The sequence below is a fragment of the Paracoccus acridae genome (assembly GCF_014642735.1).
Classification (GTDB): Bacteria; Pseudomonadota; Alphaproteobacteria; order Rhodobacterales; family Rhodobacteraceae; genus Paracoccus; species Paracoccus acridae.
Genome location: NZ_BMIV01000009.1, coordinates 76471 through 100049 on the forward strand (window position 1 = coordinate 76471; position 23579 = coordinate 100049).

Annotated in this window: 20 protein-coding genes; 8 read left to right on the plus strand and 12 right to left on the minus strand. The window is 67.5% G+C overall.

Annotated features, from left to right (window positions below; genetic code table 11):
- The first annotated feature begins 24 nt into the window (after positions 1-24).
- From IEX25_RS13665 to IEX25_RS13695, 7 genes are read left to right on the plus strand one after another with little or no spacing between them, the layout of a single operon-like run.
- Positions 25-990 carry a LacI family DNA-binding transcriptional regulator gene (locus tag IEX25_RS13665; protein WP_188715623.1) on the plus strand — a complete coding sequence of 322 codons (966 nt, stop codon included), beginning with the start codon at positions 25-27 and terminating at the stop codon, positions 988-990.
- Positions 987-2291, plus strand: a complete 1305-nt coding sequence (xylA, locus tag IEX25_RS13670) for a xylose isomerase (protein ID WP_188715625.1) — start codon at positions 987-989, stop codon at positions 2289-2291. The genes IEX25_RS13665 and xylA overlap by 4 nt, the downstream gene beginning before the upstream one ends.
- Positions 2292-2303: 12 nt before the next feature.
- Positions 2304-3362: a sugar phosphate isomerase/epimerase family protein gene (locus tag IEX25_RS13675; protein WP_188715627.1), complete on the plus strand. Its 1059-nt coding sequence runs from the start codon at positions 2304-2306 to the stop codon at positions 3360-3362.
- Entirely contained in the window at positions 3359-4501 is a 1143-nt protein-coding gene (locus IEX25_RS13680) for a Gfo/Idh/MocA family protein (RefSeq protein WP_229665214.1), read from the plus strand. The genes IEX25_RS13675 and IEX25_RS13680 overlap by 4 nt, the downstream gene beginning before the upstream one ends.
- Positions 4498-5991: a sugar ABC transporter ATP-binding protein gene (locus IEX25_RS13685; RefSeq protein WP_188715629.1), complete on the plus strand. Its 1494-nt coding sequence runs from the start codon at positions 4498-4500 to the stop codon at positions 5989-5991. The genes IEX25_RS13680 and IEX25_RS13685 overlap by 4 nt, the downstream gene beginning before the upstream one ends.
- The gene (locus IEX25_RS13690; RefSeq protein ID WP_188715630.1) at positions 5988-6977 is read left to right on the plus strand and encodes an ABC transporter permease; all 990 of its coding nucleotides are present in this window, start codon (positions 5988-5990) and stop codon (positions 6975-6977) included. Before IEX25_RS13685 ends, IEX25_RS13690 begins: the two co-directional genes overlap by 4 nt.
- 25 nt (positions 6978-7002) lie before the next feature.
- A complete protein-coding gene (locus IEX25_RS13695) occupies positions 7003-7950 on the plus strand; it encodes an ABC transporter substrate-binding protein (RefSeq protein WP_188715633.1) in 948 nt (315 codons plus the stop codon).
- A 21-nt stretch (positions 7951-7971) separates the two neighbouring features.
- On the opposite strand, the gene IEX25_RS13700 is transcribed toward IEX25_RS13695, so the two are convergent.
- The 8 genes from IEX25_RS13700 to IEX25_RS13735 form a co-directional block, all read right to left on the minus strand.
- Positions 7972-8871, minus strand: coding sequence for a DMT family transporter (locus IEX25_RS13700; RefSeq protein ID WP_229665216.1), 900 nt, complete (start codon positions 8869-8871; stop codon positions 7972-7974).
- Positions 8872-8985: 114 nt separating this feature from the next.
- Positions 8986-9159 (minus strand): hypothetical protein, encoded by a 174-nt coding sequence (locus IEX25_RS13705; RefSeq protein WP_158247999.1) that lies wholly within the window; start codon positions 9157-9159, stop codon positions 8986-8988.
- 109 nt (positions 9160-9268) lie between these two features.
- Positions 9269-10345, minus strand: a complete 1077-nt coding sequence (locus IEX25_RS13710) for a PLP-dependent cysteine synthase family protein (RefSeq protein ID WP_188715635.1) — start codon at positions 10343-10345, stop codon at positions 9269-9271.
- A gap of 58 nt (positions 10346-10403) precedes the next feature.
- Positions 10404-11930 (minus strand): UxaA family hydrolase, encoded by a 1527-nt coding sequence (locus IEX25_RS13715; protein WP_188715637.1) that lies wholly within the window; start codon positions 11928-11930, stop codon positions 10404-10406.
- A 210-nt stretch (positions 11931-12140) separates the two neighbouring features.
- Entirely contained in the window at positions 12141-12890 is a 750-nt protein-coding gene (locus tag IEX25_RS13720) for a peptidoglycan-binding domain-containing protein (protein WP_188715639.1), read from the minus strand.
- 77 nt (positions 12891-12967) lie between these two features.
- Positions 12968-13900, minus strand: coding sequence for a DMT family transporter (locus tag IEX25_RS13725; RefSeq protein WP_188715641.1), 933 nt, complete (start codon positions 13898-13900; stop codon positions 12968-12970).
- 103 nt (positions 13901-14003) lie between these two features.
- Positions 14004-16049, minus strand: a complete 2046-nt coding sequence (locus tag IEX25_RS13730; protein WP_188715643.1) for an HAD family hydrolase — start codon at positions 16047-16049, stop codon at positions 14004-14006.
- A gap of 112 nt (positions 16050-16161) precedes the next feature.
- Positions 16162-17853 carry an alpha/beta hydrolase gene (locus IEX25_RS13735; protein ID WP_188715645.1) on the minus strand — a complete coding sequence of 564 codons (1692 nt, stop codon included), beginning with the start codon at positions 17851-17853 and terminating at the stop codon, positions 16162-16164.
- 133 nt (positions 17854-17986) lie between these two features.
- On the opposite strand from IEX25_RS13735, the gene IEX25_RS13740 reads away from it, so the two are divergent.
- The gene (locus IEX25_RS13740; protein WP_188715647.1) at positions 17987-18490 is read left to right on the plus strand and encodes a lipocalin family protein; all 504 of its coding nucleotides are present in this window, start codon (positions 17987-17989) and stop codon (positions 18488-18490) included.
- 7 nt (positions 18491-18497) lie between these two features.
- Here the strand turns inward: IEX25_RS13740 and IEX25_RS13745 are convergent, their stop codons facing one another.
- The 4 genes from IEX25_RS13745 to IEX25_RS13760 are packed head-to-tail and all read right to left on the minus strand — an operon-like array spanning position 18498 to position 23575.
- Positions 18498-19028, minus strand: coding sequence for a sarcosine oxidase subunit gamma (locus tag IEX25_RS13745; protein WP_188715649.1), 531 nt, complete (start codon positions 19026-19028; stop codon positions 18498-18500).
- Between the two features lie 11 nt (positions 19029-19039).
- A complete protein-coding gene (locus IEX25_RS13750) occupies positions 19040-22021 on the minus strand; it encodes a sarcosine oxidase subunit alpha (protein ID WP_188715651.1) in 2982 nt (993 codons plus the stop codon).
- Positions 22018-22311, minus strand: coding sequence for a sarcosine oxidase subunit delta (locus IEX25_RS13755; RefSeq protein ID WP_188715653.1), 294 nt, complete (start codon positions 22309-22311; stop codon positions 22018-22020). Before IEX25_RS13755 ends, IEX25_RS13750 begins: the two co-directional genes overlap by 4 nt.
- A 10-nt stretch (positions 22312-22321) precedes the next feature.
- Positions 22322-23575 (minus strand): sarcosine oxidase subunit beta family protein, encoded by a 1254-nt coding sequence (locus tag IEX25_RS13760; protein ID WP_188715655.1) that lies wholly within the window; start codon positions 23573-23575, stop codon positions 22322-22324.
- Between the last annotated feature and the right edge of the window lie 4 nt (positions 23576-23579).

The following is a 23579-nucleotide window of genomic DNA, read 5'->3' on the forward strand; positions in this document are numbered from 1 at the left end:
TGGTTCCGGGAGGACAATCGGACAATGCGCAATCCGACGCTGCACGATGTGGCGCGGGCTGCTGGGGTCAGCTATTCGACTGCCGACCGCGTCTTGAACGGGCGCGGCGGGGTCGCGATGAAGTCGATCCAGCGGGTCCGCCAGGCCATCGATGATCTGGGCTATCGCCGCGACATCACGGCGGCCAACCTGTCGCGTCGGCGCAGCTATCGCTTTGCGGCCTATGTCCCGCCCGGCGATCACGGGTTCTTTTCCGCCATCCGCCGCGCCTTCCAGGATCAGGCCGAAGCCAGGGCCGGCCAGCGGATCAGCGTCGATCTGCGCGACGGCCTGGACGGTCCCCCGGCCGATTGCGATTGCGCGGTGCTGGCGGGGGCGGGGCAGGACCGGATCGACGCGCTGATCGCGGGCGATGTGCCGGTGGTCGCGCTTGTCACCGACATGCCCGGCCTTCGCGCCTATATCGGCATCGACAACCTGGCGGCCGGGCGTACGGCGGGGCGGCTGCACCGGATCGCGCATCGCGGCAGGCAGGCGCGCGTCCTGCCGGTGATGGGCTCGGCCGGCCTGCGCGATCACCGCGACCGCCTGGCCGGCATGGCCGAGATCCTGGGCGCGGAGAGCCTGCTGCCCCCGATCGAGGTCCAGGACAATCCCGACCGGATGCGCGACCTGCTGGGCCATGCGCTGCGCGCCGATCCCGGCATCACCGGCATCTATTCGATCGGCGCGGGCAATCGCGGGCTGATCCCCCTGATGCGCGACATGGGCGAAAACCGCCCCTTCGTCGTGCTGCATGAACTGACCCCCCATTCCCGCGCGGGATTGCTGGACGACCTGATCGACGTGGTGATCGACCAGAAACCCGCCGAGGAAGTCGCCTGTGCGCTTGAGGTGATGAAGGCCATCGCCGATGGCGAGACGCCCGGATCGGTCACCATCACCCCCGCCATCTTCTTCAAAGAAAACCTTCCCGGAGTTTCCGCATGACCGGCTATTTCGACGCCATTTCGCCCTTGACGCTTGATCCCGATACGGATGGCCCGGCCTTCCGCCATTACGACCCCAATGAGACGATCATGGGCAAGCGGGCCGAGGATCAGCTGCGCTTTGCCGTGGCCTATTGGCACAGCTTCGGCTGGGAGGGCGGCGATCCCTTCGGCGGGCGCACCTTCGACCGGCCCTGGTTTCCTGCCGACACGATGGAACAGGCCGAGGCCCGCGTGGACGCGGCCTTCGACTTCTTCCGCATCCTGGGTGCGCCCTTCTTCTGCTTCCACGACCACGACGTTCGACCCGAAGGCGCAAGCCTGTCCGAAAGCCGCGACCGGCTGAACCGCATCGCCGACCTGATGGCCGCGAAGATGGAGGGGGGCGGCCCGCGCCTGCTGTGGGGCACCGCGAACCTGTTTTCCAACCGCCGCTACATGGCGGGGGCGGCCACGAACCCCGACCCCGACGTCTTCGCCTATGCCGCGGCCACCGTGCGCGACTGCATGGACGTGACGCACCGGCTTGGTGGCGAGAACTATGTGCTGTGGGGCGGGCGAGAGGGGTACGAGACCCTGCTGAACACCGACCTGGGCCGCGAACTGGACCAGATGGGCCGCTTCCTGTCGATGGTCGTCGATTACAAGCACAAGATCGGCTTCGGGGGCACCATCCTGATCGAACCCAAGCCGCAGGAACCCACCAAGCACCAGTATGACTTCGACGTGGCGACAGTCTATGGCTTCCTGAAGCGGTATGGCCTGGAGACCGAGGTCAAGGTCAACATCGAACAGGGCCACGCGATCCTGGCGGGCCACAGCTTCGAGCATGAGATCGCGCTTGCCAATGCGCTTGGCATCTTCGGGTCGATCGACATGAACCGCAACGACCAGCAGTCCGGCTGGGACACCGACCAGTTCCCGAACAACGTCGCAGAGGTGACGCTGGCCTATTACGAGATCCTGCGCGGCGGCGGCTTTACCACCGGCGGCACGAATTTCGACGCCAAGATCCGCCGCCAGTCGCTGGACCCGCGGGATTTGGTGATGGCCCATGCGGGGGCCATGGATGTCTGCGCGCGCGGGCTGAAAGCGGCGGCGAAGATGCTGGAGGACGACCGGCTGGAATCTGCGCGCCGCGACCGTTACGCCGGATGGCAGCGCGAGGAAGCGCAGGCCATGCTCGCGCCCGGCGCGACGCTGGACGACATCGCCGACCGGGCGGTGGCGGCGGGGCTTGATCCGCAGCCCGTGTCGGGTCGGCAGGAGATCCTGGAAAATCTGGTCAACCGATATGTCTGAAGGGGAAAGGCCATGAAGACCATCAAGGGTCCGGCGCTGTTCCTGGCGCAATTCGCGGGCGATCAGGCGCCCTTCGATACCTGGGACGGCATCACCAAATGGGCGGCCGACTGCGGCTATGTGGGCGTGCAGGTGCCAAGCTGGGACGGGCGGCTGTTCGATCTTGCCCGCGCTGCCGAAAGCCGCGACTATTGCGACGAGATCGCGGGCGTTGCCGCCGAGAACGGCGTCCAGATCACTGAACTGTCCACCCATCTGCAGGGCCAGCTTGTGGCCGTCCACCCCGCCTATGACGAGGCCTTCGACGGCTTCACCGTGCCCGCCATGCGCGGCAACCCCAAGGCGCGGCAGGAATGGGCGGTCGATCAGGTCAGGATGGCGCTGAGTGCCAGCCGCAACCTGGGCCTGACCGCGATGGCCAGCTTTTCCGGGGCGCTTGCCTGGCCCTTCGTCTATCCCTGGCCGCAGCGCCCGGCGGGCTTGGTGGAAGCGGCCTTCGACGAACTGGCACGCCGCTGGCGCCCGATCCTGGATCATGCCGAGGATTGCGGCGTGGACATCTGCTTTGAGATCCATCCCGGCGAGGATCTGCACGACGGCGACAGCTTCGAGATGTTCCTGGAGCGCGTGGGGGGCCACGCCCGGGCCAACATGCTGTACGATCCGTCGCATTATGTCCTGCAATGCCTGGACTACCTGGACAATATCGACATCTACAAGGACCGGATCCGCATGTTCCACGTCAAGGATGCCGAGTTCAACCCGACCGGGCGGAAGGGCGTCTATGGCGGCTTCCAGCCCTGGGTGAACCGGGCCGGGCGATTCCGCAGCCTGGGCGACGGGCAGGTCGATTTCGGGGCGGTCTTTTCCAAGATGACGGCCAATGATTTCGACGGCTGGGCCGTGGTGGAATGGGAATGCTGCCTCAAGCACCCCGAGGACGGGGCGCGGGAAGGGGCCGAGTTCGTCCGCCACCACATCATCCGCGTGACGGAAAAGGCCTTCGACGATTTCGCGGATGGCGGCACGGACGATGCCGCGAACCGCCGCATGCTGGGGATTTCGGAATGACGCGCATCAGGCTTGGGATGGTCGGCGGCGGCAAGGATGCCTTCATCGGCGCGGTCCACCGCATCGCCTCTCGCATCGACGGGGAATTCGATCTTGTGGCGGGGGCGCTGTCCTCGACGCCGGAAAAGTCGCGCGACAGCGGCGCGGCCTTGGGGCTGGACCCCGACCGCTGCTATGGCAGCTTCGAGGAGATGGCCGAGGCCGAGGCCAACCGCGAGGGCGGAATCGAGGCCGTGGCTATTGTCACCCCGAACCATGTCCATGGGCCTGCCGCCGCGGCCTTCCTGCGGCGCGGCATCCATGTGATCTGCGACAAGCCGCTGACCGCCACGATGGCGCAGGCACAGGAACTGGAAGCCGCGATCCGGCAATCAGAGGCACTGTTCATCCTGACCCACAACTATACCGGCTATCCGATGATCCGGCAGGCCCGCGCGATGATCGAGGCGGGCGACCTGGGCGCGATCCGCGTGGTTCAGGTCGAATACGCGCAGGACTGGCTGACCGAGGCGTCGGAAACCACCGGCACCAACAAGCAGGCGGAATGGCGCACCGATCCCGAACGCAGCGGCGGGGGCGGGGCCATCGGCGATATCGGCACGCACGCCTACAACCTTGCCTGCTTCGTGACCGGCCTTTCGGTCGAACGCCTGTCGGCCGACCTGCAAAGCTTCGTGCCGGGCCGCAGGCTGGACGACAACGCCCATGTCATGCTGCGCTTCGGCGGCGGCGCGCGGGGGATGCTGTGGTGTTCGCAGGTCGCGCCGGGCAATGAAAACGCCCTGCGCCTGCGCGTCTATGGCGAAAAGGGCGGGCTGGAATGGGCGCAGGAGGATCCGAACTATCTGTGGTTCACGCCCTTTGGCGAGGCCAAGCGCCTGCTGACCCGGCGCGGTGCCGGAGCATCGGATGCGGCCAATGCCGTCAGCCGCACGCCGGGCGGCCATCCCGAGGGCTATCTTGAAGGCTTCGCCAATATCTACACCGGCGCCGCACAGGCGATCCGGGCGGCGCAAGCCGGGCAACGCGACCCGGTGCTGGACATCCTGCCGGGACTGGAGGAGGGACTGGCCGGGATGCGCTTCATCGACGCCTGCATCCGGTCCGCCCGCGACGACGCGGCCTGGGTGACGCCGTGACCGTGCTTGCCCTGCGCAATGTTTCCCGCAGCTTCGGCCCGATCGAGGTGCTGCACGGCGTCGATATCGCCCTGCGCCCCGGCCGGGTCCATGCGCTGATCGGCGAAAACGGCGCGGGCAAGTCCACGACCATGAAGATCATGACCGGCTATCAGCCGCCATCCTCGGGCCAGGTGCTGCTGGACGGGCGGCCGGTCGGCTTCGCCAATATGGGCGCGGCCGAGGACCAGGGGATCTCGATGATCCACCAGGAATTCAACCTGGCCGAACAGTTGACGGTGGAACAGAACATCTTCCTGGGCCGCGAGTTGAAGCGCGGCCCTTTCCTCGACAAGCCCGCGATGCGGGCGCGGACGCGGGAATTGCTGGATCGGCTGGAATGCCGCGTCTCGCCCGACCGGGTCGTGTCCACGCTGTCCAACAGCGACAAGCAGATGGTGGAGATCGCCAAGGCCCTGCTGCGCGATACCCGCGTGCTGGTGATGGACGAACCGACCGCCGTGCTGACGCGGGCGGAAACCGCGATCCTGCTGCGCCAGGTCCGCGCGCTGCGCGAGGCGGGAACGGCGGTGCTGTTCACCTCGCACAAGCTGGACGAGGTCGAGGAGATCGCCGACGACCTGACCATCATGCGCGACGGCCGCGTGGTCTGGACCGGCGAGGCTGCGGCCATGGACCAGCACGCCATGGCGAACGCCATGGTCGGGCGCGAGATGTCGGATCTGTTCCCTGCCAAGGTCTCCACGCCCGGAGAGGTGGCGCTTGAGGTCGCAAACCTCTCGGTGCCGGGGTTTTCCCATGACGTCGGCTTCACCCTGCGCCGGGGCGAGGTTCTGGGCGTCGCGGGCCTGATCGGATCGGGCCGGACCGAAACCTTCGAGGGGCTCTGCGGCCTGCGTCCCGCCACGGGCGAGGTGCGCGTCTTCGGGCAGCCCGTCCGCATCGACCATCCTTGGCAAGCGCAGGACCTTGGCCTGTGCTACCTGACCGAGGATCGCAAGACCCGTGGCCTGCTGCTGGGCAAGGGGCTGCGGGAAAACCTGACGCTGCAGGCGCTGTCGAAATTCGACCGGGGCCTTCTGGATACCGGGGCCGAGGATCGCGCGCTGACCCAGGCCATCGCCGATTTCGACATTCGCGGCCACCGGGACGCCCTGGTCGGCAACCTGTCGGGCGGCAACCAGCAGAAGCTGCTGTTCGCCAAGACCATGCTGGCCGATCCGCAGATCATCGTCATCGACGAACCCACGCGCGGCATCGACATCGGCACCAAGCAGCAGATGTATGTGCTGATCCGCCGCCTTGCCGCCCAGGGCCGCGCCATCGTCGTCATCTCCTCGGAAATGCAGGAGGTGATCGGGCTTGCCGACCGCATCCTGGTCATGCGCCATGGTCGCGTCACGGGCGAACTGGGCGCGGATGCCACAGAAGACGCCATCGTTCGCCTTGCCATGGGCGTGGCCCCGACCCCCTCGAAGGAACCCGCATGAGCGACGCCGCCGTTCCCGCCGCCCCCCGCCGCATCCGCATGACCGTGATCGGCCCGATCCTGGCCTTGGTCCTGCTGGTCGTGGCGGGCGCGCTGATGAACCCGAACTTTCTGGGCTGGGACAACGTCACGAACGTCCTGGCCCGGTCCGCCTTCATCGGCATCATCGCCGTGGGCATGACCTTCGTGATCACGGCGGGCGGGCTGGACCTGTCGGTCGGGTCGATGGCGGCCTTCATCGCGGGGCTGATGATCCTGGTGATGAACAGCCTTGTGCCCAGCATGGGCGTGGGCGTCCCGGTGATCCTGGTGGGCATGGCTGTGGCCCTGCTGGCGGGGCTTGCGGCGGGTCTGCTGAACGGCATCCTGATCACCCGCCTGGGGATCGAGGCCTTCATCGTCACGCTGGGGTCCATGGGCATCTATCGCAGCCTCGTCACATGGCTGGCCGACGGCGGCACCCTGTCCCTGGATTTCAACCTGCGCAGCCTTTACCAGCCGGTCTATTACGGCGGCATCTTCGGCATCACCTGGCCGATCATCGTCTTTGCCCTGGTGGTCCTGGTCGGAGAGGTGGTGATGCGCTCCACCGCCTTTGGCCGCTATTGCGCGGCCATCGGATCGAACGAACAGGTCGCCAAGTATTCCTCGGTCCGCGTGGACCGGGTGCGGCTGATGACCTATGCCGCGCTTGGCCTGCTGGTGGGCATCGCCACCATCATGTATGTGCCGCGCCTCGGATCGGCCTCCTCCGCCACGGGGATGCTGTGGGAGCTTGAGGCGATTGCCGCCGTCATCATCGGCGGGACCGTGCTGAAGGGCGGTTTCGGGCGCGTCTGGGGCACGGTGATCGGCGTGCTGATCCTGACGCTGATCGGCAACCTGCTGAACCTGACGGATTTCGTATCGCCCTATCTGAACGGCGCCATTCAGGGGGCCATCATCGTTCTCGCTGTGGTGTTGCAGCGCGAAGGCAAGGCCCGCTGAGCCGGGCCAATATGGGAGGGAAAACATGAAGCATTTCGTATCGGGACTGGCACTTGCCGCCGCACTGGCGGCGCCCGCATGGGCGCAGGACGGGGAAACCAAGGTGATCGGCGTGTCGATCCCGGCGGCGACCCATGGCTGGGCGGGGGGCATGAACTATTTCGCGCAGGCCACCGTGGACCGGCTGGAGGAAACCTATCCCCAGCTTGACTTCGTCCTTGCGACGGCATCCGACCCTGCCAAGCAGGTCAACGACATCGAGGACATGGTGGCCACGCGCAACATCGACGCGCTTGTCGTGCTGCCCTTTGAATCCGAGCCGCTGACCGGCCCGGTCCAGAACGTCAAGGCATCCGGCGCCTGGATCACGGTCGTGGACCGGGGCCTGTCGCAGGAAGGGATCGAGGATCTGTATGTCGCGGGCGACAACCCCGGCTTCGGGCGTGTCTCGGGCGAATTCATGGCAAGCGCCCTGCCCGAAGGCGGCAAGATCGTGGTGCTGCGCGGCATCCCGACCACCATCGACAACGAACGGGTCGAAGGCTTCCAGGCCGCCATTGAGGGCAAGAACATCGAAGTCCTGGGCATGGAGCATGGCGACTGGAACCGCGACAAGTCCTTCACGGTGATGCAGGACTTCCTGTCCAAGCACCCGCAGATCGACGCGGTCTGGGCCTCGGACGACGACATGGCCGTGGGCGCCCTGGGCGCCATCGAGGCGGCAGGTCGCGACGACATCAAGTTCGTCCTGGGCGGCGCCGGCATGAAGGAGATGATCAAGCGCACCATGGACGGCGACGCGATGATCCCGGCCAACGTCACCTATCCCCCGTCGATGATCGCCACCGCCATCGAGATCACGGCCGTGGGCCTGGTGTCCCAGGCGCCAGTATCGGGCGATTTCATCATCGGATCGGTGCTGGTCACGCCGGAAAACGCCGAGACCTATTACTATCCCGACAGTCCGTTCTGATCGTAAAGGGGCGCGGCCCTCTCAGGGGGCCGCGACCGCAGCGGACTTGCGCCGTTCGGCCATCACCGCCTGGAAATTCGACAACAGGATGATGCCGCCGCCCAGGAAGACCCACAGGTCGATGGCTTCCGCATAGAAGTAATATCCCACGACCGCCGCCATGGGCACGCGCAGGAAGTCGATGGGGATCAGGATCGACGCGTCCAGCCGCTTGAGCGCCTGCGCCTGGCAATAATGCGCCGCAAGCGCGCCCACGCCCGCGACCAGCATCCAGGGCACGTCCGTCACCGCCACGGGCCGCCAGTCGGTCAGCGCGGCGATCAGGCCCAGCGGCAACTGGATCAGGATCATCCACACCACGATGGCGCCGGGCGAACAGTGCTGCGTCAGCCGTTTCACCAGGATCAGCGACAGCCCGTAACCCGCCGCCGCGATCAGCACCAGGACCGCTGCCGGATCGACCATGCCGATGCCGGGCCGCACGATCACCATGACGCCGATGAAGCCGCCCACCGTCGCCAGCAGGCGCGGGCCGGTCAGCCTTTCGCGCAGCAGCAGCCAGGCGAACAGCGTCACCCAGATCGGCATGGTGAATTCCAGCGCAAAGACCGAGGCCAGCGGCAGCAGCACGACCCCGATGGTCCAGAAATACTGCGCGGTGAAATGGATCACGTTGCGCGCCAGATGCAGGCGCAGCTTGGCCGCGCGGCGCACCTCGGGGAACAGGGCGCGGCCTACGGCCAGGATCACGAACAGGCCCACAAGCGCACGGAAGAACAGCACCTGCCGGATCGACAGGGTTTCGGCCATTTCCCGCGATCCGACAGACATGCCGATGAAGGCGGTCATGGACAGGGCCATCCAGATCAGCCCCTGGGCAAAGTCGGACCGAACGGTTGGGGTTGTTGTGCTGCTGGTCATTCGGTCCCCCGGATTTCAAACCGCCGGACCATAGGCCGGATCCTTGGCCGGTTGAAGGCCGGAAAGACAAAAGGCCCGCCAATGGCGGGCCGGATCGTCGGATTTCCGCGGCGGTCAGGCGCGCGACATCGCGGTCATGGCGGCACGGGTCGGTTCGATCCCCAGGCGGCGCAGGTCGGCCACGGCGGGCGCATGATGCAGGCGCACGGCGGCCGAGGCGGAAATCGCGGCATCCATCACGTCCAGGAACGCGCGGATGCGGCTCAGGGCGGTGCGGAGGGCGGTCATGGTCAAACTCTCTTTCTGTCCTTGGTTGACAGGACAGACATGGGCCCGCCCCCGCCTTGCCGCAATGCGGCATCTGCGCACACCCGCCTTGCAGCGGGTGCAGGGATCGTCAGCCCATCCGGTATCCGGGGGTGGATTCGGACAGGGCGCGCTCCTCATCGTCCATGTCCTCGGCAAAGGGTTCGAACAAGGGCGTGGACAGATAGCGTTCCCCGGTGTCGGGCATCATCGACAGGATGACGGTGCCGGGTTCGGCCTTTTCCGCGATCCGCATCGCTACGGCGAAGGTGGACCCGCCCGAGACGCCGGTCAGGATGCCTTCGCGCGCGGCCAGCTTGCGCGCCCAGTCCATCCCTTCCGCCCCCGGAATGGGGATCAGGTCGTCATAGCCCTTCTTGTCCAGGGCTTCCTGCAGAACCCAGGGGATGAAGTCCGGGGTCCAGCCCTGGATCGGATGCGGCTCGAAGGCGGGGTGACTGCCGGCGGGGGCGTGGTCGGGGCCGCGATCCTGCGGGGTGCCGCTGCTGACCAGGGCGGCATTGGCGGGTTCGGTCAGGATGATCTTCACTTCGGGGCGTTCGCGGCGCAACACGCGCGACAGGCCGCTGACGGTGCCGCCGGTGCCGTATCCGGTGACGATGTAATCCAGCCGCTGCCCCGCGAAATCGCCCAGGATTTCCTGCGCGGTGGTGGATTCGTGGATGTCGGCATTGGCCTCGGTCTCGAACTGGCGGGCCAGGAACCAGCCGTGCTTTTCCGCAAGCTCCACCGCCTTGTTGTACATGCCCGTGCCCTTCTGCGCCTTGGGCGTCAGCACCACCTTGGCGCCCAGCATCCGCATCAGCCGCCGCCGCTCGACCGAGAAGCTTTCGGCCATGGTCACCACCAGGGGATAGCCCTTCTGCGCGCAGACCATGGCAAGGCCGATGCCGGTATTGCCGCTGGTCGCCTCGACCACGGTCTGGCCGGGCTTCAGGGCGCCGGACCGTTCCGCAGCCTCGATGATGTTGAGCGCCAAGCGGTCCTTGACCGATGCGGCGGGGTTGAAGAACTCGGCCTTGACATAGATCGTCACCCCTTCGGGCGCGAGGTTGTTGATGCGGATCACCGGCGTGTCGCCCACGGTGTCCAGGATGCTGTCGTAAAGCCTGCCGCGCCCCTTGGTCGTCCTGATGGTTCCTGACATGCCAACCCCCTTTGCAATCATATCGCCGGGCAGCATAGCACCGAACCCGGCGCGACCGCTACATCACCGCGCCGATCTGCCAGGGCACGAATTCGTTGCGGCCATAGCCCAGGTCTTCGGATTTCGTCTTTCGCCCCGAGGCCACGTCCAGGATCGTCTGGAAGATCTCGGCGCCCTTTTCCTCCAGCGGCACGCCGTCCACGATGTCGCCGCAGTTGATGTCCATGTCGTCCGGCATCCGCTGGAACAGGGGCGTGTTCGTCGCCAGCTTGATGGACGGCACCGGCTTGCAGCCATAGGCCGAACCGCGTCCGGTGGTGAAGCACAGCACATTCGCGCCCCCCGCGACCTGGCCCGTCGCGGCCACCGGGTCGTATCCCGGCGTGTCCATATAGACGAAGCCCTTGCGGTCGATCCGTTCGGCATAGCGATAGACCCCGCGCAGGGTGGACGTGCCGCCCTTGGCGACCGCGCCCAGCGACTTTTCCAGGATCGTGGTCAGCCCGCCCGCCTTGTTGCCCGGTGAGGGGTTGTTGTTCATCTCGCCGCCGTTGCGGGTGGTGTAATCCTGCCACCAGTCGATCAGGTCGACGATCTTCTGGCCGATCTCGGGCGTCTCTGCCCGGCGGGTCAGCAGATGTTCGGCGCCAAAGATCTCGGGCGTTTCGGACAGGATCGCGGTGCCGCCCTGGCGCACCAGCATGTCGGCCGCGACGCCAAGCGCGGGGTTCGCCGTCAGGCTGGAATAGCCGTCCGATCCCCCACATTGCAGCGCCAGCGTCAGTTCGGATGCCGGAACCGCCTCGCGCCGCGCCCGCGCCGCCACCGGCAGCATGTCGCGCAGGCGTTCCACGCCCGCGTCAATGGTGCGGCGGGTGCCGCCCGTGTCCTGGATGGTCAGCGACTGGAAATGATCGCCCTCGGCGATGCCATAGGTTTCCTTCAGCCGGGCGATCTGGAACACCTCGCATCCCAGTCCCACCAGCAGGACGGCGGCGAAGTTCGGGTGGCTGGCATAGCCCCATTGCGTGCGCGCCAGCAGGTCATAGCTTTCGCCCTTGCTGGCCATGCCGCAGCCCTGGCCATGAGGCAGGGCCACGATGCCGTCGATGTCGGGGTAATCGTCCAGCATTCCCGACCGCACCGCCTGGTCGGCGATGTAGTCCACCACGGTCGCCGAACAATTCACCGACGACAGGATGCCGATATAGTTGCGCGTGCCCACGCGCCCGTCGCCCCGGCGGAAGCCCTGGAAATGCGCTGGAACCTCGCCCTGGCGCAGGCCTTCGGGGGGGCGGGCCTCGGAGGCGAAGGCATAGTCGCGTTCGAAATCGCCGCCCATGGTGACGTTCTGTTCATGGACCCAGTCGCCCGGCGCGATGTCGGTGCTGGCAAAGCCAATGATCTGACCGAACTTGCGGACGGGCGCGCCCTGCGCGATGGGGCAGGCGGCGACCTTGTGGCCGCGCGGGATCCGGCGAAGGGTACGGACGGCCCCTTCGACCGACGTGCCGGACGGAAGATCCGCAATCGCCACGACAATGTTGTCGGCGTCGTTCAGGCGCAGGATCTGCGGCTTGGTCATGGCTGGCATCCCTCTGGTGTCCCGACCCGGCCGGGGCTGTGCGACCCGAGGAGGTTTAGCGCAAACGAAGGACGATATCCACCTGTCCTGAGAGGCGGATCCGCATTGGCAGAGCCAAACGGGACAGGCCTATCCGGTTGCGGTGCAAGGCTGGCAAAACGCGTCCTGCACCACAATTGGGGCCTAAGGAGGCCAGGCGTCGGACAAGCCTTAGCGCAGCAGGCTGTCGGCCTGCGATGCCGTCAGATAGCCGGTCGCCTGAAGCCCGTTCGCCTGCTGCCAGGCGGCGATGGCGCCGCGGGTGCCGCGTCCGAAGACGCCGTCGATGCCGCGCGTGTCATAGCCCTGCCGCGTCAGGCTGGCCTGAATGGCGGAACGCTGCGAGCGGCTCAGCCCCAGGTCGCCCTCGGCCCCTGCTGCGCCCACGCCCGACGCGCTGCCCGGCGTGGTTTCCGATACGCGGGTGCCGCCCGAGGTGCCGCCCGTGCCGCGCAGGATCTCGTTCGCCTGCGCGGTGGTCAGCGATCCGGTCTGCGAATAGCCCCGGTCGCGCTGCCACAGGGCAATGGCGCGACGGGTGCCCGGCCCGAAATTGCCGTCCGCGCCATTGGTGCTGTAGCCCAGGGCGTTGAGTTGCTGCTGGATGCTGACGCGCTGCTGCCGGCTCAGCCCGCTGGTGTCGCCCTGATAGGGGTCGTCGCGCGTGGCCGTCGTCCCGCCCAGGCGAGCGATCTGGTCGCGGGCCTGCTGGGAATAGCGCCCGCTGGGGAACTGCTGAAGATAGGTCTGATAGCTGCGCAGCGTGCCCTGGCTTTGGGCCTGTTCGAAGGCGGCGCGATCCTGTTCGATGGACAGGTATTCGCGCGCGACGCCGCCCACGATATCGCCCAGATCCTGCGCTGCGGCCGGTGCGGCCAAAGATGCGGCGACAAAGGCCGCGGAAAGCATCGTCCTGACCATGGATAATCTCCTGTGTCTGCCCCTTTCGCGGGGCGCCGGGGATATAGCGCGGACAGGGCAGTCCGGGTTCCGGCGGATTATCCTTGCAGCGTCATGGCCTTGCGCTGCCTGCTGCGTTCCAGCCCAAGCTGGCGTTCGCGCCAGATGATCATGATGCCCGCCAGGATCACCAGGGACGCGCCGATCAGCACCACGCGGGCGGGCGCCTCGCCGAAGACATACCAGCCGATCGCGATCGCCAGCAGCATCGACACATATTCGAAGGGCGCCACCAGCGAGGCATCGGCAAAGCGATAGGCCGAGGTCAGCAGGATCTGCGCCATGCCGCCCAGGATGCCGCTGCCGACCAGCAGCATCGCGGTGGTAGCGTCGGGCCAGACCCAGCCGAAGGGCAGCGTGGCAAGGCCCAGGATCGTCGAGGTGAAGGAGAACCAAAACACGATGGCCGAGGTGCGTTCCTCCTGCACCAGCTTGCGCACGAAGATCTGGGCCAGGGCCGATCCGGCTGCGCCGCCCATGGCGACGACCGCGCCCAGCATCCGATAGGGATCGGCATCGGACTCCAGCCGCAGTTGCGGGGACAGGACGATCAAGACCCCGGTCAGCCCGATCCCCACCATCGACAGGCGGAACAGGCGCACGTCCTCGCCCAGAAACATCGCCGCGAAGATCACCACCAGAAGCGGCGCGGCATAGCCGATGGCCGTCACCTCGGGGAAGGACAGCAGCGCCAGGGCCCAGAAGTTCAGCGCCATGGCGACGGTGCCCACGACGCCGCGATAGACGTGGCCCATGGGCCGCACGGTGCGCAGGCCGACACCCAGTTCGCCCCGAAGCGCCAGCCAGATCAGGATCACGGGGATGGCGAACAGCGACCTGAAGAACACCTGCTGGCCCGCCGGGACCGCAGCGGTTTCCGACGTGGACTTGATCATCGCGGCCATGACCGTGAACACCGCCACGCTGGCGCATTTCAGCAGGATCCCCTGCATCGGGTTCTGATGGGGCATGGTGCGCACCGCTTGTCGGATGGACCCTGGTTAGGCCCGGGCGCGAACGGTCGCAAGGGGCGGTTTGCAGATCATGCAGATCGCGCGGGCGGAACGCGCAGGGTCATTCCGCCGGGATCATCTGCGCCGGTTGCGGCTGGATCAGGCCGAAATGGGCCAGCCCCTCCAGCACGCCCGCCGCATGGGCACGGCTGGCGCGGTAAAGTCCGGGGCGGTCGGCAAGCCGCAATTCAGCCCAGGCATTGCCCACGACGATGGCCCGGCCCGCAGCCCCCAGCATGCAGGCGTCGTTGCCGCTGTCACCGGCCGCCACGCAATCGGCCAGCGTCAGGCCCAGCCGCCGCGCCTCGAAGGACAAGGCGCCGACCTTGCCCGCGCGCTGCGGCAGGATGTCGATGAAGCGCCCGTGCGAAGGGATCACGCGCGCAGGTAGGCCCGCGTCCGCCAGGGCGTCCTGGACGGCCCAGGCCTGTTCCTCGGGGCCGGCAAGGCTGATCTTCCAGCGGCGCTGATCATGGCTTGGCTGCCAGGTCAGGGGCATGGCGGCCAGGACCTCGCGGATCGCCTCGGGCTGCCAGTCATCGCCGATCCAAGCGGCATAGTCGGCGCAAAGCGCCAGCGAGCCGCGCCGGTCGGCGCGCCAGATCTCGGACCCGACCGAGGTGATCATCACCGTCGGTTCCGGCAAGCCCCAGTCGGCCAGGATGCGCCGCGCCTCGGGCAGGGAACGGCCGGTGGCGATCATGACCTGCTGGCGGCGCCCAAGGGCGTCCGATGCCCAGCGACCGAACATCGGGGCGGATCGCGGGCATCCGGTCAGCGTGCCGTCGATGTCGAAGGCCAGCAGCGATTGCGGCAACGCCGCCGGCCGCATCGGTGCCGCCTTGCGCGTCAGCCGTCGCGCGATCAGCGACACCCGCTCGGCCCAGGCGGCCCAGTCGAACTGCCTGTGGCGGTCGGCGGCATTCCTTGACATCCGCTGCCAGGCATCGGGGTCGCGCAGCAGGTGCAGGCAGGCATCGGCGATCCCGTCGGGGGAACGGGGGTCCACCAGCGTCCCGTGGCCGATGGCCCCCAGGATTTCGACCGGCCCGCCGTTCCGCGTGGCCACCACCGGCAGGCCGAAGCGCGCGGCCTCGATCAGGGTCAGGCCGAAGGATTCGTGCAGCGCGGGATTGACGAAGACGCCGCCCTGCGCGGCGGCGCGGCGGTAAAGCTGCGGCACCAGCGTCGCGTCGTGGCGCGCGGGCAGCAGCACCTTGCCCGGCAAGGACTGCGCCATCGACGCCAGTTCGGCCCGGACGGCCTGCTGTTCGGCGTCGGTCCCGTCCTGGCCCGCCAGGATCACCAGATTCGCCGCCGCCTGCAACTCGGGCGATCCGAGATAGGCCTGCATCAGCCCGGCCAGGTTCTTTTGGTCCACCGGCCTTGCGATCGCCAGCAGGAAGGGAAGGTCCGGCCGATCCAGCCCGTCTTGCAGCAGCCCGATGGCCTGGCTGTCGCGCATCGTCGCGGGCAGGCTGATGCCCGGATTGATCCGCCAGACGCGGCCCGTGCTGGCAAGGTCATAGGCGGCGATCCGGCCTTCGGCCTCGTCGCGGGAAGACGCCACGATCGCATCTGCCCCGGCGATCGCCGCATGTTCGCGCCGCAGGCGGTCGCGGCAGGCGGTGCCGTTCCGGTCCGTCATGCCCGGCTTGCCAAGGGTCAGGGAATGGGGGGTATAGATCAGCGGAATGCGGAACCGCGCCCGTGCCGCCAGTCCCAGTTCGGCGGCATCGGCGAAATGGCAATGCAGGATGTCGGGCTTGCGGGGCAGGTGCGACAGCAGATCCAGGAAGGCGTCGGTCAGGGCGGGCAGTTCGGCCTCCAACGCCTGTCTGGTCAGATAGGCGGGCGAGGGGCCCTTCAGCCGCAGGATGCGCAGCTTGGGTCCGATCTGCTGGACCGGCATGGCATGGTCCGGCCCAAGGGTGCGGTCATGGAACAGCCGGGTCAGGATATCGACGCGCGTCACGTCGGGCAGGGTGGATTGCGCGGTGGCGGCGCCCAGGACATAGGCGATGTGGCCCCCCGTGTCTTGGGTCAGGCCGTATCGGATCGGTGGCTGCCTGATACAGCCACCAAGGGCGATGTGCATCACATACATCGGAACCTCGTTCGCGTGGTTGGCGCGGCGAAGGCCTGCGGCATCCGTCCTTGCGCCAGGGTAACGTGAGGCAGGGGGCGGGGTTCCTGCCATGCGGCGAAGTTGCGCTAAGTTAATCCGCCGCCACGATGGCTTGGGCCTGGATCGCCTGGAAATGCCGGCGCAGGCGATCCAGCCCGGCCGCGTCCCAGCCAGGCGGCTGCGTGACGGCCAGCCAGGGCTCGATATGGTCGGTATAGGCATAAAGATGGCCGTGGCCCATCGGCACGTCCAGCGACACCGCCATGTCGAAGGCCAGTTGCAGGAAGCTGACGATCGGATACCACTGCAGGTCCGCAGAGACGTCGGGTCCGCGCGGTTCGCTCATCCATCCGGGGGGGCGCCAGACCGATCCGGTGTCGAAGAACACGATGGGATCGCTGGCATATTGCAGATAGACGATGCGGATCCCGCCCCAGGCATCCTGCGCGGACAGGCCCCGGCGGCCATCCGTGAACCGCACCGTCTGGCCCCTGTCCATGCGCGGCAGCCATTCGGGGGATGCGGGGTCGCGTTCGCGCACCAGCGTCTGCCACAAGGGGCTGACGAAGGGCGGCCCCACCCACAGGGCACCGGCGAAAGGCTGGTCGATCATCTCGGACAGGCGCAGCGATTGCTGCGAACTGTAGGCCCCAAGGCTGAGGCCATAGAGATACAGCCTCGGGCGTTCCTCCTCGGGCAGGGTCAGCCAGTGGCGGTAAACGGCGTTGAACAGCGCGCGTCCCGCCTCGGCCGAATATTCCGGCTCGACCAGCAGCGAGATCCAGCTTTGCAGATAGGAATACTGGATCGCCACCGTCGCCACGTCGCCCCGGTGCAGGTATTCCAACGTCGTCATCGCCGCCGGATCCAGCCAGCCGGTGCCGGTGGGCATCGCCACGACCAGGATGGAACGCCCGAAGCCGCCGATGCGGTCAAGCTCGGCCACGGCCAGGGCGGCGCGATCCTCGGCCGTGTCGGCGGCGTTCAGGCCGACATAGGCGCGCAGGGGTTGCATCGCCGGTCCGCCGCTGACGGCGGCGATGGCCTCGGCCGTGGGGGTGGTGGCGATGTGGTTGCGGCCTTCGCGGCCCAGATCCTCCCAAGCGACAAGGGATGCGGGGCTGCCTGTCCGCAAGGGATCCGTGGGTGGCTGGATGTCGGGCGGGATCACGGCGTCAAGCGCGCGGGCGGATGTGTCGGCGGTGCGGATGAAGCCGCTGAACAGCACGCCGTTTGCCAGCGACCACAGCAGCACGGCCCCAAGGATCAGGCCCAGAAGATGCGCCGCCCTGCGCGGCACCACCCGCGCGATGCGGGCGATCAGGCGGCGGACGAACAAGGCCGCCAGCTTGCCCAGCACCAGGATCACGGCAGCCACCACCAGGGCCATGGCGCCGATCATCAGCGGCAGTCCGGGGGGCGCAAGCTCCATCCCCATGGCCGCGCGGATCCCGTTCTGCCAGTCGGCCGCCCGCCACAGGAACCACCCCACGATCAGGGCGGCGATTACCGCCGATGCCCCCAGCAGCCACCGGCCCCTCGGCCCCTCGATCAGCGGCAGATCCAGCGTGACCCAGATCCACCGCAGCAGCACCGCCACGCCGTAGCCCGCCGCGAAGCAGACCCCGGCAAGCGCGCCCTGCACCCCTTCCCCGCGCGGGATCAGGCTGGGCGTCAGCGATGCCGCCATGAACAGCGCGCCCAGGACCAGCCCCACGCCCGAGACGTTCCCCGCGATCCCGTGAAGGATGCGTCCGGGCAGGATCCGTCGCTGTCTGGTCATGGGCCATCCCTTGCCGCCTTTCCCCCGAAAAAGCATCCATCGGGGCAGGGGCGTCAAGTCCCGCGCCGGACGAGCCTTGCGAAACCTTGCCGGGATGTCGGGGTTGACCCTGCAACACGCACAGGAGGTTTCCATGTCCGCAACGCCCAACACCGTCGCCCATGTCGATCTGGACCGCTATCTTGGCACCTGGTTCGAGCTTTGCCGCCTGCCGCTGAAATGGGAACCGGACGGCGCGCGGGATGTCACCGCGACCTACAGCCTGAACGACGACGGCACCATCCGCGTGGACAACCGCTGCCTGGACGAGGACGGCAAGCCCACGCAGGCCTTGGGTCAGGCCAAGCCCGTCGATGACAGCAATGCGCGCCTGACGGTCAGCTTCCTGCCGGAATACCTGCGCTGGATCCCCTTCACCAAGGGCGATTACTGGATCCTGCGCCTGGCCGAGGATTATTCCGTGTCGCTTGTGGGCACGCCCGATCGCAAGAACCTGTGGCTGCTGGCGCGCAGCCGCGATCTGCCGCAGGCCGTGCGCGACGATTACCTGGCGACCGCGCGGGCCGAAGGGTTCGACCTGTCCGCGCTGATCACCCCGGCGCAAAGCGGCAAGATGGTGGAAATCCCGCCGTCCTGATCGGGGCCTAGAGCCCCGCCGCGATTTCCCCCTGCACCTGGGACAGCAGCGACCGGACATGCGGGACGAAGCTGCGCCAGATGTCCATGCGGAAATCGGTCGGGCCGTCGCGCCACAGGATCACGGTGGCGCTGTCGAAGACGGTGCGCGCGGCCGAACCCACGGGCATCGCCGCGACGTTGCGCGGGCAGCAGGCCGCCAGCAGGTCCAGCACCGCGGGACCGGACAGACGCAGCGTGATTTCCCGGTCGCTGATGTCCACCAGGCTGTGCGGCGCGGTGGCATAGACGGCGCGGGCGGGGGTTGCCAGATCCGTTCCTTCGGGCGCGGTGATCAGCCATTCGTCGGGGCCAAGGCACAGCGCCTCGGTTCCCCCCGCCACCTTGCAGGCACCCACGCGGGCGGGCAGGTCCAGCCCAAGCGCCTGGCCCAGGGTCGCGCGATGCGCGGGCTTGACGCGCAGCGACAGGCGCAGGGCCGGGGCCAGATCCTCGACCACCACGGGCGAGGCGTCGAACTGATGCTTCTGGTTGGTCATCGCGTGGCTCCTTACGCCTTCAGCCGCGTGTTGTCGGGGTCATAGAACACGGTCGAGGTGACGCGCGCCTTGCGCACCCCGTCCGGCATGGGGATGAACACCGTCTCGCCCATCTTGTCGAACCCGCCCTCGATCACCGCCATGGCGATGGGATGGCCCATGGTGGACTGATAGGAGGAGGTGACATGGCCCACCATCTTCATGGGCTTGGGCTGGTTCGGATCCAGCACGATCTGCGCGCCCTCCTGCAGGGGGCTGCCGTCCTCGGTCAGCAGGCCCACAAGCTGCTTGCGGCCCTTGGCCGTGATGTCGGGACGCGACAAGGACCGCTTGCCCACGAAGTCCTTCTTGGCCTTGCCGACCGCCCAGTCCAGGCCCGCATCCGCTGGCGTCACCGTACCGTCGGTGTCCTGGCCCACGATGATATAGCCCTTCTCGGCACGCAAAACGTGCATGGTTTCCGTGCCATAGGGGCAGATGTCATAGGGTTTGCCAGCCTCCATCAGCGCGGTCCACAGGGCCAGGCCGTGGCGGGCGGGGACGTTCACCTCGAAGCCGATCTCTCCGGTGAAGGACAGGCGGAACAGGCGTGCGGGCAGGCCCGCGACCGTGCATTCGGCGCAGGACATGTGCGGGAAGTCGTCCCAGTCCACGCCCTGGACCAGCGGCTTCAGCATCGCCAGCGCGTTCGGCCCGTTCAGCGCGACGGTCGCCCATTGTTCCGTGGTCGAGGTCAGCCAGACATCCAGATCCGGCCATTCGGTCTGGAGGTAATCCTCCATCATCGTCAGCACACGCGCGGCGCCGCCGGTGGTGGTGGTGACGTGGAACAGGTCGGGTGACAGCCGCCCGATCACCCCATCGTCGCGGATGAAGCCATCCTCGCCCAGCAGCAGCCCATAGCGGCAGCGGCCGGGGGCCAGCTTGGTCCAGGGGTTGGTGTACATGCGGTTCATGAATTCGACCGCATCCGGCCCCGCTACCTCGATCTTGCCCAGGGTGGACGCGTCGAAGATGCCCAGGGATGCCCGCGTGGCCTTGCATTCGCGCAGGACGGCGGCGTGCATGTCTTCCCCGGGTTTGGGGAAATACCAGGCGCGGCGCCATTGGGCGACGGGTTCGAAGACGGCGCCATTCGCCTCGGCCCAGGAATCGATGGGCGTCTTGCGGGTCAGCTGGAAGGTCTCGCCGCGCAGGTATCCGCAGAAGGCCCCGAAGCTGGTCGGCGTATAGGGTGGGCGGAAGGTCGTCAGCCCCACCTGCGGCGGCGCCTTGCCCAAGGCGTCGGCTGCGATCATCAACCCGTTGATGTTCGACATCTTGCCCTGGTCGGTCGCCATGCCGTTGGTGGTATAGCGCTTGACGTGTTCGATCGACCGCATCCCTTCGCGCACGGCCAGGCGGATGTCCTTGGCGGTCACGTCGTTCTGGAAGTCGATAAAGGCCCGCGCCTTGCCCGCATTGCCGTCGGTCGGCAGTTCGGTATGGCTGACCCCGGTGCCGGGCCGGTCGTTCGCCACGGTGAAGCGTCCCTCGTGGCCCGCGCGGCCCAGGCCTTGCAGCGCGCGCAGGCCCGCAGCCGCGCCATCCGCCAGCACTGCCTGATAGCCCCAGAGGCCCCGGCCCGCGCCCGCGATCTCGCATTCCTCGGTCTTGCGGTCGGGCAGGAAGGTGTTGCCGTCCGCGTCCCAGGCCAGCGACCCCTTGGTGTGCGAGAAGAGATGCAGCGAAGGCGTCCAGCCGCCCGACATCAGCAGGCAGTCGCAGGGGATGTCGCGGCCCCTGCCGACATGGGTGCCCCGCACGGGGGCGGCGCGGACGGATTTGACCCGCAGCCGGCCTCTGGTGGTGGTGACGGTATGGCCCGCCAGCACCTCGATCCCGCGCTTGCGGGCGCCGTCCAGCAGGTCGGGTCGGACCACGTCGCGCGTGTCGATGATCGCCGCGACGCGGGCGCCGTTGTCGGCCAGGTCGAAGGCCGCGTACCAGGCGCTGTCATGGCTGGTCAGGACGGCGGGACTGTCGCCCACCTTGACGCCATATCTGTGCAGATAGGTCTGGGCCGCGCCGGCCAGCATCACGCCGGGACGGTCGTTGCCGTCGAAGACCAGCGGCTTTTCCAGCGCGCCCTGCGCCAGCACGACCTGGCCCGCGCGCACCCGCCACATGCGTTCGCGGGGCGCGCCCTTGGGCGGGTTGTCCAGGTGATCCGTCAGCCGCTGGCAAAGGCCCACCATGTTCTGGTGGTAATAGCCGATGGCCGTGGTCCGCGTCATCAGCCGCACCCCGGCGGCCCGCAGGCGGCCCAGTTGCGCATCGACCCAGTCCCAGGCGGGCTTGCCGTCGATCTGCACGGCCGGGTCGGACAAAAGCGATCCGCCCATCTCCGCGTTCTCGTCCACCAGCGTCACATCCGCGCCCGACTGCGCCGCAGCCAGGGCCGCCGCGATCCCCGCAGGCCCGGCGCCGACGATCAGCACATCCGTGTGCAGATAGCGGCTGGCATAATGGTCGGGATCGACTTCCGTGGGCGACTTGCCCAGGCCCGCCGCGCCCCGGATCACGGGTTCATAGACCTTGTCCCAGAAGGATTTCGGCCACATGAAGGTCTTGTAGTAGAACCCGGCCGAGAACAGCATATAGGCCCGGTCGTTCACCGCGCCGATGTCAAAGGACAGCGACGGCCACTTGTTCTGGCTTTCCGTGACCAGGCCCGCCCGCAGTTCCTGGACGGTAGCGCGCGTGTTCGGCTCGAACCGGCCTGCGCCCCGGCTGGTGCCGATCAGGGCGTTCGGTTCCTCGGACCCGGCGGTCACGGGGCCGCGCGGGCGGTGATACTTGAAGGACCGACCCATCAGGTGGACGCCATTGGCCAGCAGGGCGGAGGCCACCGTATCGCCGCGAAGCCCGCGATAGGTCTTGCCGTCGAAGGTGAAGGAAACGGGCGCGGAATGATCGACGCGGCCCTTGCCCGGAATGCGAAAGCGGCTCATTCGGCGGCCTCATTGGTCAGGGTGGGACGGGCTTCGCCCGCCTTGTAGGTCATCAGGAATCGGTCGCTGACCGTGTCGCGCAGCGCGTTGAAGAAGCGCCCGCAGCCGATGTGGCGCCAGCGTTCGTAATGGGGCCCCCGCGCATTGGTGCGGATGAACAGGAAGTCGCGCCATTCCTCGTCCGACAGGGCCGACGGGTCGGCGGGACGCGCGATATGCGCCTCGCCCGCATAGGTGAATTCCAGTTCCGGCAGGGTGTCTTCGCAATAAGGACAGTGGATCAGCAGCATGGCAGGTTCCTCAATGCGCGACGGCAGCGGCGGCGGCTTCGTCGATCAGCCGTCCGGTGGTGAAGCGTTCCAGCGTGAAGGGCGCGTTCAGCGGATGCGGTTCGTCCTTGGCCACAGTGTATGCCAGCAGATGCGCCGCCCCCGGCGTGGCCTTGAAGCCGCCCGTGCCCCAGCCGCAGTTGACGTAAAGGCCTTTGATGGGTGTCTTGCCCAGGATGGCGGACCGGTCGGGGGTCACATCGACGATGCCGCCCCATTTGCGCAGCATCCGCATCCGCGTGAAGATCGGGAAGACCTCGCAGATGGCGGCCACGGTATGTTCGATCAGCGGCAGGCCGCCGCGCTGCGAATAGCTGGTGTATTGGTCGGTGCCGGACCCGATCACCAGTTCGCCCTTGTCGGACTGGCTGATATAGGCGTGGACGGTGTTCGACATGACCACGCAGGGGAAGATCGGCTTCACCGGCTCGCTGACAAGCGCCTGGAGGGGGAAGCTTTCGAGCGGCATCCGCAGCCCGGCGCTGTCCATCACGACGCTGGTGTTGCCCGCCGCCGACACAGCGACCTTCTTGGCGCGGATGAAGCCCTTGGCGGTATCGACGCCGATCACCGCGCCGTCCGGTCCGCGCCGAATCGCGTTGACCGCGCAGTTCTGGATGATGTCCACCCCCCGCGCGGCGGCGGCGCGGGCATAGCCCCAGGCCACCGCGTCATGGCGCGCCGTGCCCGCCCGCATCTGCAAGGCCCCGCCCATCACCGGATAGCGCGCGTCGGGCGAAATGTTCAGCGGCGGGCAGAAGGCCTTGCATTCCTCCTTGGACAGCCAGCGGTTATCGACGCCGTTCAGCCGGTTCGAGTTCACATGCCGCTGGAAGGACTGCACGTCATGGACGTTATGCGCCAGCATCAGCACGCCGCGCTTGGAATACATGACGTTGTAGTTCAGCTCCTGGGACAGGTTGTCCCACAGATCCAGCGCATGGTCATACAGCTTGGCGCTTTCGTCATACAGGTAGTTCGACCGGATGATCGTGGTGTTGCGGCCCGTGTTGCCGCCGCCCAGCCAGCCCTTGTCGATCACCGCGACATTGGTGATGCCGTGTTCCTTGGCCAGGTAATAGGCCGCGCCCAAGCCATGCCCGCCCGCGCCGACGATCACCACGTCATATTCGGCCTTGGGCTGGCTGTCGGGCCATTGTTCGCGCCAACCCTTGTGGCCGTTGAGCGCCTGTTTGAGCAGCGAAAAGGCGGAAAAATGGGTCATGGCT